This window comes from Flagellimonas sp. 389 (assembly GCF_018449435.1).
Classification (GTDB): domain Bacteria; phylum Bacteroidota; class Bacteroidia; order Flavobacteriales; family Flavobacteriaceae; genus Flagellimonas.
On sequence record NZ_JAHCMU010000014.1, the window covers coordinates 72084 to 85654 of the forward strand.

Sequence of the window (13571 nt, forward strand, 5' to 3'; positions counted from 1 at the left end):
TCCATACAAATACTGTAAATTTTGTACTTGTTCTAATTATAAGAATAACAAATTGATAATTTCCACAGGGACAAATTCAATTTTACATATTTTAACCCATTGATTTTTATCGTATTACGATAGGTTTTTTCTTTACCTGATTTTAATTTAGTGACAATAGCTAACTCAAATTAAAATTGCTCATGGAAACTAGAAAAATCAACAGAAGAAATTGGATAAAAACTGGAGTTCTTACCGCTGGAGGAGTACTTGCCGCCCCGTATTTAGGGTTTTCCAAAAATTCGGAACTACCGCTTCAGCTGGATGCAAATGGTGATGCAATTTATAGTCCGTTCTTTAAAGAATATCTTCCTAAAAATCTAAGAGAGTTTCCTGTTCTAGCCGCAAAACTAAACGCAAACGAGAATCCATATGGACCTTCTCCCATGGCATTGGAAGCATTGAAAAATTCGGCAGCCGGTGGTAACCGCTATGCCTGGAAAGAACTGTTTCAACTCATGGACAAGATTGCCGAGTTTGAAGGTGTGGAGCGTAAAAACGTTATGATGGGTCCTGGCTCTTCGGATTTATTGGAAAAAACGGCCATGGTACTTTTTATGAATGGAGGGAATGTTGTTTCGGCCGACCCAGCTTATATGTCGTTGATCCGTGTTGCCGAAGCAGCGGGCGGAACATGGAAACCAGTGCCATTGAAAGACGATTGGTCCCATGATTTGGATGCTATGGAAAAAGCAATTGATGACGACACAAAATTGGTCTATATCTGTAACCCCAACAATCCTACTGGAACGATAACGCAACATGAAGATTTAGTGGGTTTTTGCGCTAGGGTATCCGAAAAAGTACCTGTTTTTATTGACGAAGCTTATCTTGGCTTTTTGGATGACGGTATGAAAAAGAGCATGGTTTCCCTAATAAGCGAAGGCAAGGATGTCATCATTGCCAGAACCTTTTCAAAAATCCATGGCATGGCCGGACTTCGCGTAGGGTACGCTATAGCCCAAGAAGAGCGATTGAACAAACTCCAAAAAATCACCCGTGCGGGAATGGGTATTTCCTATCCTTCGGTTTTTGCTGCGATGGGTGCCATGGATGATTCGAAATTTTTGGATAGTTCCAGAAAGCTAAATGCCGAGTGCAGAGAATATGTATACCAAAGCCTTGACCAAATGGGGTTTGAATATGTTCCGTCCTATACCAGTTTCATGATTTTTCCAATAGAGATGGAAGGAAAAGTATTTCTTGAAAAAATGACCGATTTAAAGGTTGGGGTACGTGCTTTTAATTTTATGGGCAAAGATTGGTGTAGGGTAAGTATGGGCACTATGGAAGAAATGAAGCTATTTACACAAGCGTTAGGAAAGGTTTTGGTCTAATTCCATGGATATTAGCCTTCAAAAAACAGTCGTTTTTCTATTTTTTATCCTTATCGGGGTTTTACTTAAAGTTAAATTCCAGTCTAAGGACGAGATTTCTGGTATAAAGAAAATCATTTTGAACTTGGCACTGCCAGCAACAATTTTTATTGCCTTATTGGGTGTAAAAATTGAACTTCAATTGTTGTTATTGCCTCTGCTCGCCCTAGGGCTCAACCTGCTTTTGTTCATCGTTATGCCTTTCTTGCTCCCAATTCTGGGCATTTTGAAGAACACCTCCGAGTTTCGTACCGCAAAATTATTAATGCCCTCCTTGGCACCCGGCCTATCCTGCTTTCCCTTTGTGCTGGAATTTTTGGGGAAGGATTATTTAGCTAAAGCCGCTATGGCAGATTTAGGGAACAAGGTATTTGTACTGGTATTTTTATACCTCATAGCTATGAATTGGCACTATACCTTGCAATCAAAAAAAACCAAGGCCAAATTCTCTAAATTAAAGCCCATGCTAAAAGCCATGGTTACAGAACCTGTAAATTTGTTCATCATAGCGGCATTGTTTCTACTAGGTTTTGGCTTTACCATGGATACACTCCCCTTTTTCTTGAGCGAAACATTGAAAAAACTAAGTCTTATTATGACCCCATTGGTTCTTCTTTTTATAGGGTTAGCCGTAAAAATTAAAAGAAAACAGTTTTTTCAAATTTTTTCATTGCTTTGTTTACGTGCCGGCTTGGTCGTGTTGATAGTAGGACTGTTTGTATCGATTTCAGAGATACAGGTCACCAACGAAATCCTATTATTGCTTTCTTTCGGTCTAAGTGCTTGCAGTTTTTGGCCATATGCCCATATTGCAGCGGTAGATAGCAATGAAAATGAAATACCAGAAAAGAAAAAAACATTTCATAATAATTACGCCATCACTATTTTGGCACTATCCTTTCCGCTTTCAACCCTACTTATTCTTGGTGTGCTTAACAGCGGTTCTTTTTTAGCATCGACACCCAATATCTTCGTATTGGCAGGGCTGTTGTTTGGGACTGGGATAATCTTTCCATTATTCAATACCATCAATAAAAGGCTTTTGGAGCAAAAATTAAAACCTAGCGTAACAGAAAACATATAGTGGTGGTTTTATCTAAAATGCACGAAGTTCTGTTTGTGTTTGCAACGTCCAACTATCATTCTTAAAGTTGACTTTTCAAGTACTTTATCGTACTCGCCTTTCGCAAACCTGATTGCTGCTAGAAGAATTTAAGTAAACTTATGGAGATGGTGCCCGTTATGAATTTTATCTATTCAAATCTACAATATTGCCATGTTCAGGGTCAATCTTCCCATTGAGCATATTTAAGTACAATTGCTCCAATTGCTACAATCCAACGTGTTTTTTAATCGAAATGATTGATTGAATGGCGGTTATAAATTGTTGCCATTATTGCAAGCAGTTTTTTTGTTTTTAATTTTCCCCCAAGCCAATACTTTCACTCCTTTAGAGTAATGGATTTTACTTGGTCCTTCATTTATTAACTTTTCAAATCTTGGATAACTTAAATCTAATTTCCCTAAATCGATCTCATTAATTGACCATTCCAAATGATGGATTTCATATTCGTTAATTGACTCGTCAGTATCTTGAAAAAGAGCATATCTTTCCGTTAACCATTTGTCCAATTCTGTTTTTTTGGTCAGTTCTTTTCCAATTGTAAATTCAATGTCAAGTTTATCATTAAATTCTAAATTTTGGGATTGATATCTCTTGTTGGTCCTTTTAATTTTTGAAAATCTATAAGGAAGTTCTGAAATTCCTTTTGCGACTTTACAAGATAACCTTTTACCCCCTTCGATGCTTAAAAAGTAAACTCCGGTTTTAGTATTTGACTTAACATAGGTCCGAATATTTATTTCGTCAAAATCTGATATTGGCGAAAAGTAAGGTAGGTTTTTTGGTCTTATCTTTTCCATGGTAAAGGCAACAACTGAAATCCAAGGTTCGCCGTTAAAAAGGTCGATTTCCAATTCTTTGGGCACGAATTTTTCCAATTCGGTCAAGTCAACTTGATAATGAAGAAATATTGCATTGTTCCATTCTTGATAAAATTTCCAACTATCGGTCGGAATTTCCCATGGTCTGTGATTTGTGGTATTTAATATTTCTCGGATTGTCATTTCTCAAATTGGCTACAATGGTCTAGCATAAGAAACATTGGTTGTTAATATGCAATGTGTTTCAGATTGACACTAGGCAAAATATAACTCCTTTTCTCTTATTATTCTTCCCAAACGCCAACCTTCATATTTGGCGACATTGTAAATCACAGACAGATCTTCCGCTCAGCGTAAAACCCTATTATGTATTATTATACACCATTGTTAGCCTTTGTTATTTTCTGCAACAAATTTTACTTTTCGCTTATTGGTAGTATTATAAAAGTCAGCTGATATGATTTCGTTGTTACTAAATTTCAAAATTCGTTTAAAGTTAGATTCAAAATGATAGTAACTATACATATCCGATGCAGTAATTTTAAGATATTTTAACTCCGCTAGTTTTGTTAGTTCAATATTTACAAGCGAACCTTGAATAAAAGTTTCGACAGTTGGATCATCAACTTTTTTAAATTTGCTTTTAGGTATTTTTATCGTTCCATTATCAAAATTGGCATAAAAGTATTCTTCTTTAAACTTAATATATCCAGATATTTGGTTTTGTTTTAAATCGTTAAACTTAACAATCAATGTATCGGTTTTTTTTGATTGGTCATATATTTTGGTAATTCTGTTTTCTATCTTAATCTCTTTCTCAGAATCTCCAAAACTTAAAAACAATTTCCCGCCATCAATTTTATAAGCTCCTTTTCCATACCAAATTTGTCCATCATCAGTTTTGAATTTATGCTCAAATGTTTTTGACTTTGGATACAAATAATATTTATTGCTAAACATTAACGAATTTTCTTGAGAAAAAACCAATGTGTCTTGAGCAGACAATTGTGATATTATCAGTACAAAGATGAAAAGTAGGAACGATTTTTTCATAATGAAGATAATGGTCTTGTATAAGCAAAGTGGCCAATTATAGGCAATCTATTCTCGGTTTGTTAAAATACATAAATAAACGCAAAACGGTCTGGGTTTTCACCCAAACCGTTGTTGCTTTATACATCTTATATGTTTCCGTTACAATGTTGATTAAAAGAACAATTCTTGTACTTTCTATTCAAATATTGAGTTGTACCATTCAATAGCTTGATTTGCTGTTCTGTCCAAAACTTCTGGATCATCATAGTATTGCAGGTGTCCAGTTTCTCCTTCCCACTGTAGTTTTTTCTTGGTTGCTGGTACAGCTTCAAATTGTCTTTTAGCAGCATCAGGTAAGAAGCTATTGTCGCTATGTATCATCAAATAGGGTTTGTCCAATTTTTGGGCAGCAGTTAGAGATTCGTATTCAAAAAGTAATGCGTCACTCATTTTCGGATAATTATTTGTCCAAATGCCTCTGTCAGACCATGTGTGATACCAATCCCAAACGAACTTCCCGGGCATGCCCACATCCATTCTGGTTTGGTCAACAGCTGGAACATTGACTACTTCTCCAGTTTGTTTAAAGATATTGAGTGCTACTTTTCCTGCTGCAATTCGTTCTTCCAATGCTTCTTCCGTTCCCATCCACTGAACATCTCCTTCTCGATCTCGATAATGTCCTGCAACAGTCACTAGCCCTTTGAATACATCATCTTCTGATACCGCTCTGAGCATTTCTGAGCTCCCTTGGCACACAGCAAATCCAAAGATTTGCTCCTCATTAACCATTGAAAGCGAAGCAAGATATTCTGCCGCAGCCTTTGCATCTTCAACTTTGGCAATTGGGTCTTCCAGTTCTCGTGGCGCTCCTGCACTTTCGCCTCTGTATCTTGGATCGAAGGCTAACGCTATATACTCCCTTTCCGCAAAGCGTTTTGCGTATTCGGTTGGCGCTTGCTCCTTAGCATAGGTCATAGGTCCTAGAATCGGAATAGCAGGATATTGTTTACCTTCTTCATAATTGGCTGGTAAATAAAGGTTACCCACAAGGTCTAAACCTCCGCTTTTAAATGTTACTTTTTTCATGGTATAATTTTTAGATGTTTGTAATTTTTTTTCTTGTGCGTTTAAGGTCGTTGCTAATAGACTTATTAAGATGATTATTGAATTCTTCATATCGTGTGTTTTTTGTTGATACAAAGATGTAAACAAGAAGTATCTGACTTATTTATGAAAACAAATCAAGAAGTATGAATTTCAAACATGAGCAGATTTACGGTATTTGCCAGGGGTATTTTGAGTATGTTTTTTGAAGAAGTTGTTGAAATTGTTTGGTGAATCAAACTGGAGCTGGTAAGCAATTTCTTTTACACTTAACTTTGTCTGGGTTAAGTAAGATTTTGCTAGATGCAAGAGATGTTTATGGATATATTGTAATGCGGTTATACCCAAATTACTCTTTACAATAGCGTTTAAATAATTTGGATGTATGTTCAATATTTCTGCATAGAAACTTGGTGAGTGTAAATTTTTAGAATAATCCCAATCGTTATTTTCTCGAAAATGCATCTCGATTAATTCTTGATAACGGCTTAATAGTTTCAAATTTGCCGTTCTTATGATTTGATTGGCTTTTTCTGTGGATGTTTCTTTGTTGAAATATCTTTTAACATGGTTTAAGAGCAAAAGAACATAATTACTTATGAAGTCAAATTTGTCAGTTTTATCACTGTGATATTCTTCATTGATCATTTGATAAATGTTCAATAGTGTTTTTGTTTCCTGTTCGTTAACTTCAAAAGGAATTGCTTTGTCAATCTTTAGGAAAGGGAATGTTTCGAGGAAGTTTTTAAAAACATGATGTTGAGCAATAAAATCCCGAGTCATCAAAACATAATAACCTTCCCAATTTGGCGCAATATCCCAAGACAAAATCTGAAAGGGCGAGTTGAAAAAAACAACCGAACCTTCTGGAAATTCTGAATAGTGGCTCGACAATGCCTTGCCATCACCATTCATTTTTAAAGCAATTGCATAGAAGGCATGTCTAAAAGCAGGCATTTTATGAACAACTGTTGGCATATTGTCTTGAAAGCTTCTTACAACAAAGTGCCCATGTTTAGCTGTCGGTATTCCGGTTGCTTCAGAGTATTCCTTTATTGTTTTGAAGTTTTGCATTTTTTACTCATGGTATACAACGGTCACGTATAACCGTCAGGTAAAGATTGATATTCGTTATTTTTCGGTTTAGCGCACTAACACTAGCAATTCCGAGTGGATTTGGACACCCCTGAATCCACCGTAATTACATTTGTACATTATTGTGGGTTGTTTTATTTTCTTCCAGCTTATTCAGTTTTGAATTTATTAATTTTAATCCATCCATATTTCGATTTAAAACTTTTTCCACATCTTCAGTTTTAATATGCCCTAAAATGCCCCAAGGTCCATTAAATCCTTCATCCAATAATTGCCTGATCATTCCAAATTCGTGATCACCCTGACCTATTGGCAAAATTTGAGGCCCTTCCTTTCTTACTCCATTTAAATTGACATAGGATAAATACGGTAATATCTTTTTTACGATTACAGGGAATTCATCAACATACTCATGGGCATGATGAAAGTTATACACCATAGTGATTGAGTCCTGGTTCAACCTTTCCAAAATCTCTACTTGATTATGGGGATTTCCAAACCAACCATGATGATTGTACAGAGCCAATTTACAACCCAATTCATCAGCTTTTAACTTTACAAACGCTATCATTTCAATAGATAACTCTACGGATTGCTCTTGATTAAGCTCCTCAAAAAAATTATTGCTAAAGCTTAGCCATATGATGGGCTTACTATCTGTTTCAGCTAAATTAGTCAGTAATTCTTGATTCATTGGACTCAACTTGCCCACACTATCTCTTTTGGCATTTAACCAAAGAAAAATCGAGGTTATCTCAATATTATTCTCCCTAGCAAGTTTGAATTCATCCTTCATTTTGCTCAGGTCTCCTTTTCCCTTATTAAAGCCATATTTTGTAAATCCCATTTGTTTTAACATGGCAATCCGCTGTTTTGGCGTCCTATCTAAAGAGTCAAAATCTATGATACACCAAGGCGATACCTCATCAACTTTGATAAGGTCTTTGGTTTTTCTCGTGCAAGCAAAAAGAAATACTACAAAAAACAGCGAAAGAGTTGGTCCAAAAAAAGTCTTCATATTGTTGAATTCTTAATGTCTTATTTCTGTTACAATGCGCTACAACGATTTGGTATAAACGGTCGTTTTGATGCATTTTTTGTTTTCCATTTATTTAGATAGTCAGAACTAGTGGGCAATGGTCCGAAACTTCAGGCTCAAAAATTACGTTGAAACCCAAAACATTGATACGTTCATTGACCAGCATATAATCCGCATATCTACTTTCCTTTTTATATTGAGAATTTCGAGTGCCCTTTGATGTCCGTGTGGTTACTAATTCAGTTAGTCCAGCTTTGGATAAAATTTTTAAGGTCTCACTATTTGGTTCTACATTGAAGTCTCCGCATACTACAAGAGAATCATTCTGCTCAGTAAGCTCATTCGCAAGAGATATTAATTTATGTGCCTGTACCATTCTCTCGGGCGTGTCCATTTTCCCGTTCAAGTCTCTTAACCCGTGCATATGGGCTACAACAACAGATCTGTCTTCTTTATAATCGAATACTTTAATAGCGTGTGCACTCCGAGAGCGTGGATGTTCACCATAATCATAAGGTGCATATGATTTATGCACGAATGTTTGTATTTGTCCGATTATCGGATATGATTTTCGTACAAATGTTGCAAGTCCCCATTGGGAAGGAATTTTGATTTCCTCATCCCAAAGTATTCCTTGGGATGCAGGACAAAAAATTCCAATATGGTCAGGCAATGCAGTTTGAACATCTTGAAAAAAGTTGGCCCGCTGAGGAAGAATGTGGTCTCTGTCTTTGTACATTAACCAGCCTTTATCCGTTTCTGGTGTATGTACAACTTCTTGCAAACAAAGAACGTCTGGATTTTCTTCTATCAAATATGGAAGTAACTTATCATACAGTTTTCCGCCCCATCCGTTAAGACACATTATTTTCATATCCCATATTTTTTTAATCCCGTTTTTTTTAACGAGCCATGACGGTCTCGGCTATGATTTTGTTACAGAATCGCACACAAGTATCATTCCACCATAAACATAAACTTAGCAAAAAGTCTTGAAATTCTAATTAGGAATTTTAGCCATTATTGTCGTGTCCTTTTTTCAGCTTATCCAACTTCCTAATATTTCGTTTATAGTCCGTTCTCCGTTTTTGTACTCATAGATTCGTGCTACTCCGCTACCATATAATCCTCCAAAAATACCTTAAATCTGCACATATGCTAAATCAAATGCTTCATTGAATGTTGACTTTATAACAGAACAAAATCCATAATTCGTTCAATCAGTTGAATTTTTTTTCAAAACTTAGATAATTCTAATCCCATTCTAATATCTTTTACAACTTCTTCTGAACACTATATGATTATCTTTATTTTTAGTTATAATATCCTATATGGTATTCCTTAATGGCAAAACGCATATTGGTCATAGAAGACGAGCAGAACGTAGCTGCCTTTATTAAAAAAGGATTAAATGAAGTGGGCTATGAAGTTTTTTTGGCTTATGAAGGTGCACAAGGCTTAGAACTGTTAAAACAGAAACGAATAGACCTTGTTATACTTGATGTTGTCCTGCCCGGTATGGATGGGAGGCTGGTCGCTAAAAAAATTAGGGAACTAGACTATGAAAATCTGCCGATCATAATGCTCACCGCCCTTGGAACAACCGAAAATGTGGTCAAGGGATTGGATTCAGGAGCAGATGATTACTTGGTGAAACCTTTTAAGTTCAAAGAACTTTTGGCAAGGATTCGGGCATTGTCAAGACGGCACTCAATGCCTATCTGTTCGATTCGCTGAGCCAAGTAAGGATCCTCTCCGACCAATGGAGAGATCACTACAATGAAAAAAGACCGCATGAAGCATTACAAAACCTAACGCCCAAAGATTTTTTAACTAACTATGGAAAAGCTAGCTTTTCCATATCTAAAAATGAACTAAATTGTACAAACCCAACCGTAGCTAATTAAGGGGTACTTACATATTCTCCATTCCAATACAATAATCTCCGATAAACCAAAATTGTTTTATGCTGAAGAATCCAACGAAAACAAGTATAATCAAAAGTATTAATCTCAATATATAGTTTTTTTTAACTTGCCCATAACGGTCTTGTGTATGAAACGTAGCGTGTAAAAAGACACTAACTTTTTGGATAAACACAGAGCCGAATTTTTATATTTTGTTTTTAATTTTTCTCTTTTAAAAAGCCAAATTAAAAATTTGGCGGTCTTCATAAATACACACAAGCCTTTGGATTAAGCAATTATTAGTTATGTTTTATACACCGTGTTAGCTGCTGGCTTTATTCCACATCAGAGTCATTCAGCCCGTCAATTAACTGGTCAATCTGAACTATAATTTGCTTTCTTTTTTGCTTGGCACGTTCAATCACTTCTTCAGTACTCTTTGGATTCGAAATCTGATTATTATAATAGTCAACGAGAGTTCGCATAGCATTCATTTTTGCGCTCAGATGAGTTTGTTCAACTTGTTTAATCAACACGTCTTGCGCTTTTCGTTGCAATTTTGAACTTTTCTCAAGTTCTTTTCTATTCAGTACAATTTCTTCTCTATTTTGTTTTATTTCCTCCCGTTGTAGGATAATAGTATAGATTAAAACTGCAAAGGCAAGAGCAGAAAACAATGCATTTACAGCTCCAAACAAGTCCCCAAAAGTCCCTCTGTCCGACCATTCGGATAGAAAAGTCATAATCAAAATAGCAGATAGTCCCCAAATAAGAACTACCAATAATATAAGTTTTATTAGTATTTTGTTTTTTGATTTTTCTTCTTCCATTTTTTTGCTCAGCTTGCAGCTAACTTATGTACATATACGGAACACACCATATAACCATCTTTCCATACCTAAATGTAATACTTTTCCAATGGAAATTCACCTGTTGGCAATATCATACCTATTCTTGATTTTATGACTAAATGGGACGTTAATGAGGACTACGGTTTAAACTCATTAAAAATTTTCAGGATATAATTCAACCTTGATGGGCATCATGTAATCTTGGACTAAAATATATGACCACCTCGGTTATTTTTTCAATCATTCCATATCTTAAAAGGGTGCTTTGACAATTGCGAATTGTAATATTTAATTTCTCCCGTAACTTCTTGTCCAATCCAAATGGGCTTGGAAAAAACCTCGTCTTCATGTTGTAGCTCCACTTCGGCCAGTACCAGACCTTTGTTTTCCCCTAAAAACTCATCTACTTCAAAAATATATCCTTCAAAAGGCACTTCAAATCGGGTTTTTTCGAGGATAACTTCTTCGCAGAGATCAATTAGATTGCTGGCTTCGGACATAGTGATTTCTGTTTCCCACTCAAACCGCGTTGTGCCCGATCGGTTGCTTTCGCCCTTGACGGTCAAAAACCCTTTATTTCCCTTTATCCGAACACGAACGGTACGCATAGGGTCCGTATTCAAAAATCCCTGTACAATTCGGGTCTCTGAAACCGCCTCATTTTTATATGCGCTTGACTTAACCAAAAACTTACGTTCTATTTCTAAGTGTTCCATACAACTAAATATACCCTAAATTTGAGTATGGACTTTGATTTTCCCTTACGAAAAATCATTCATGTGGATATGGATGCATTCTACGCTTCCGTGGAACAGCACGACAATCCCGAGCTAAAAGGAAAGCCTGTCGCCGTTGGTGGAGGTTCTAAACGAGGCGTGGTATCGGCGGCAAGCTACGAAGCCAGAAAATTTGGCGTTCGCAGTGCCATGAGCGGCTATATTGCCCAGCGCAATTGTCCAGATTTAATTTTTGTAAAGCCCCGTTTTGATCGTTACAAAGAGGTTTCGCAACAGGTACGGAGTATTTTTTTTGAGTATACCGATTTAGTAGAGCCGCTTTCTTTGGACGAAGCTTATCTTGATGTTACCCAAAACAAAAAAGGGAATCCCTCCGCAACACTCATTGCAAAGGAAATTCGCAAAAAAATCTTGGGGAAAACCGGACTCACCGCTTCTGCTGGAATCTCCATAAATAAATTCATTGCAAAAGTCGCTAGTGATTACAACAAGCCCAACGGCCAGAAAACCGTAAACCCTGAAGAAGTAATCCAGTTCTTGGAAGGTTTGGATATCCGAAAATTCTATGGGGTGGGAAAAGTGACCGCAGAAAAAATGTATAAACTGGGCATTTTTACGGGACAGGACCTAAAGCAACGATCCTTGGAGTTCTTGGACAACAATTTTGGGAAAAGCGGAAAGTACTATTATTACGTAGTACGAGGCATCCATAACAGTGAGGTAAAACCACACCGTATTCCAAAATCCGTTGGCGCCGAACGCACATTTAGCGAAAATCTAAGTAGTGAAATTTTTATGCTGGAACGCTTGGAGAACATTGCTGCTGAACTTGAGAGACGCCTTCAAAAATCCAAAATTGCTGGAAAAACCGTTACTTTAAAAATTAAGTATAGCGATTTTACGCTTCAAACCCGGAGCAAAACACTTCCGTATTATGTCGCCAATAAAGGGCTGATTCTTGAAACTGCCAAAGAGTTGTTATATCAATCCACATTGGAAAATTCGGTTCGCCTATTGGGGATTTCACTGGCAAATCTGAATACGGAAAAAAAGAGGAAAGAGCAACCTGAGAAGGAGAAGGAATCCGTATCCGTGCAACTCAAGTTCGATTTTTAAGACGTAAAAGGTCAAATTATAGCCCTTCTACAGAAACTGTCAATGTCCAAATAATCACGGATGAGAGAAAAATACCTATGGCATTGGCAAAGAATGCCTTTTTCTTTTCAATCTTAAAAAGATACGAAGCTATACTTCCCGCATACACTCCTGTACCTGGTAGGGGAATCATTACGAAAAAAACCAATCCCAGAAATCCGAATTTTTGAATCTTGGTACCAGAACCTGTTTTTGCTCTCCGAGCAACAAATAGTGCAGATTTCTTGTAAAAACGCCATCGGGTCAAATAACGGTTGATGTGTTCCAAAAAGAACATCATTATCGGGAACACTGCTATATTCGCCAAAAAACAGGCAATAAAAACCACATAGCTGTTCAACCCTTTCATAATACCATAGGGTATTCCCACCTTGGCTTCTCCAAAGGGGGACAAACTCCAAAGCATAGCAGTGATTAAATCTATGATCATAGATTTTTTTTGAAATGCAAAATTAGTCAGGAAATGCTTTAATCCATGAATTTTAAACGCTAAAAAAAGATTAAAACTTAGCACTAAAATCTCACTCTACAACGAGTTTACACGCTTCTGCAAAGACGTCAAAAGTACATTTTGCATAAAGAACAAACAGACAGACCAGTCTTTTCGTATATTTACTCTATGGAAAAAAACCCAATCCATCAAAAAATCATTACAGTTGCTGGTGAGCTCTTTTATACCAACGGATACAATAGTTCAGGCGTTAATGAAATCATAGCCAAATGTGGTATTGCAAAAGCAACATTGTACAGCCATTTTAGGTCTAAAGAAGCTATTTGCCTGGCTTACTTACAACAACGCCATGATACCTTTCTAGTATCATTGAAAGACTATGTAGCAAAAAGGAAGAAAGGGAAAAACCAATTGTTAGCCATTTTTGATTTCTTGATAGATATGTACCGGGAAGGAGACTTTTATGGATGTTGGGGCTTGAAAACCTTGGGTGAACTTTCACCAAATCAAAAAAACATATTTAACGCAATCCAAAAACAAAAGACAGAATTATTGTCGTATTTAGGTGATGTTGTAAAGGATAACGTTATCAACGTATCAAAGGCCGAAACCGAAAAAATATCTGGTGGACTTTACTTATTATACGAAAGTGCCATCACAGAAAGTCATCTATTTAAAAATGATTGGCCCATTTTTATGTCCAGAAACATAGCGCCCTCTATTTTTAGCAATTTTCAATTGGTTTAAAACAAAAAAACGCCTAAAGAGCTTTCGTTTTAAGTTGTCTGGTCGAACTTGTCGAAACCGATTGTTGATGACCAACACACAAGGTATT

The 13571-nt window shown here is 36.5% G+C and carries 15 protein-coding genes; 6 read left to right on the forward strand and 9 right to left on the reverse strand.

What is annotated here, in order from left to right; genetic code table 11:
• The first annotated feature begins 182 nt into the window (after positions 1–182).
• Both KIM67_RS13065 and KIM67_RS13070 read left to right on the forward strand, forming a co-directional pair.
• Positions 183–1376 (forward strand): histidinol-phosphate transaminase, encoded by a 1194-nt coding sequence (locus tag KIM67_RS13065; protein WP_213832002.1) that lies wholly within the window; start codon positions 183–185, stop codon positions 1374–1376.
• A 4-nt stretch (positions 1377–1380) separates the two neighbouring features.
• Entirely contained in the window at positions 1381–2499 is a 1119-nt protein-coding gene (locus KIM67_RS13070; RefSeq protein WP_213832003.1) for a permease, read from the forward strand.
• A 293-nt stretch (positions 2500–2792) separates the two neighbouring features.
• Here the strand turns inward: KIM67_RS13070 and KIM67_RS13075 are convergent, their stop codons facing one another.
• From KIM67_RS13075 to KIM67_RS13100, 6 genes are all read right to left on the reverse strand, one after another.
• Entirely contained in the window at positions 2793–3542 is a 750-nt protein-coding gene (locus KIM67_RS13075) for a YqjF family protein (protein WP_213832004.1), read from the reverse strand.
• Positions 3543–3746: 204 nt separating this feature from the next.
• Positions 3747–4319, reverse strand: coding sequence for a hypothetical protein (locus KIM67_RS13080; protein WP_213832005.1), 573 nt, complete (start codon positions 4317–4319; stop codon positions 3747–3749).
• Between the two features lie 270 nt (positions 4320–4589).
• The gene (locus KIM67_RS13085; protein WP_213832006.1) at positions 4590–5483 is read right to left on the reverse strand and encodes an alpha/beta hydrolase; all 894 of its coding nucleotides are present in this window, start codon (positions 5481–5483) and stop codon (positions 4590–4592) included.
• A gap of 171 nt (positions 5484–5654) precedes the next feature.
• The gene (locus KIM67_RS13090; RefSeq protein ID WP_213832007.1) at positions 5655–6575 is read right to left on the reverse strand and encodes an AraC family transcriptional regulator; all 921 of its coding nucleotides are present in this window, start codon (positions 6573–6575) and stop codon (positions 5655–5657) included.
• 127 nt (positions 6576–6702) lie between these two features.
• Positions 6703–7614 (reverse strand): sugar phosphate isomerase/epimerase, encoded by a 912-nt coding sequence (locus KIM67_RS13095; protein ID WP_213832008.1) that lies wholly within the window; start codon positions 7612–7614, stop codon positions 6703–6705.
• A gap of 94 nt (positions 7615–7708) precedes the next feature.
• The gene (locus KIM67_RS13100) at positions 7709–8509 is read right to left on the reverse strand and encodes an endonuclease/exonuclease/phosphatase family protein (RefSeq protein ID WP_213832009.1); all 801 of its coding nucleotides are present in this window, start codon (positions 8507–8509) and stop codon (positions 7709–7711) included.
• Positions 8510–8979: 470 nt separating this feature from the next.
• On the opposite strand from KIM67_RS13100, the gene KIM67_RS13105 reads away from it, so the two are divergent.
• Both KIM67_RS13105 and KIM67_RS18815 read left to right on the forward strand, forming a co-directional pair.
• Complete coding sequence (locus KIM67_RS13105; RefSeq protein WP_213832010.1) at positions 8980–9372, forward strand: response regulator transcription factor; 393 nt, start codon at positions 8980–8982, stop codon at positions 9370–9372.
• Positions 9373–9383: 11 nt separating this feature from the next.
• Entirely contained in the window at positions 9384–9542 is a 159-nt protein-coding gene (locus tag KIM67_RS18815) for an integrase core domain-containing protein (protein ID WP_371815752.1), read from the forward strand.
• Between the two features lie 335 nt (positions 9543–9877).
• On the opposite strand, the gene KIM67_RS13115 is transcribed toward KIM67_RS18815, so the two are convergent.
• Together KIM67_RS13115 and KIM67_RS13120 are read right to left on the reverse strand one after the other, a co-directional pair.
• Positions 9878–10372 (reverse strand): hypothetical protein, encoded by a 495-nt coding sequence (locus KIM67_RS13115; protein ID WP_213832011.1) that lies wholly within the window; start codon positions 10370–10372, stop codon positions 9878–9880.
• A gap of 257 nt (positions 10373–10629) precedes the next feature.
• Positions 10630–11109, reverse strand: coding sequence for a CYTH domain-containing protein (locus tag KIM67_RS13120; RefSeq protein WP_213832012.1), 480 nt, complete (start codon positions 11107–11109; stop codon positions 10630–10632).
• Between the two features lie 27 nt (positions 11110–11136).
• Between KIM67_RS13120 and dinB the strand changes: the two genes are divergently transcribed.
• Positions 11137–12246: a DNA polymerase IV gene (gene dinB / locus KIM67_RS13125; protein ID WP_213832013.1), complete on the forward strand. Its 1110-nt coding sequence runs from the start codon at positions 11137–11139 to the stop codon at positions 12244–12246.
• A gap of 16 nt (positions 12247–12262) precedes the next feature.
• Here the strand turns inward: dinB and KIM67_RS13130 are convergent, their stop codons facing one another.
• Positions 12263–12715 (reverse strand): small multi-drug export protein, encoded by a 453-nt coding sequence (locus KIM67_RS13130; protein ID WP_213832014.1) that lies wholly within the window; start codon positions 12713–12715, stop codon positions 12263–12265.
• A gap of 189 nt (positions 12716–12904) precedes the next feature.
• Here KIM67_RS13130 and KIM67_RS13135 point away from each other — a divergent pair, with 189 nt between their 5' ends.
• Entirely contained in the window at positions 12905–13483 is a 579-nt protein-coding gene (locus tag KIM67_RS13135; RefSeq protein WP_213832015.1) for a TetR/AcrR family transcriptional regulator, read from the forward strand.
• Positions 13484–13571 lie beyond the last annotated feature (88 nt).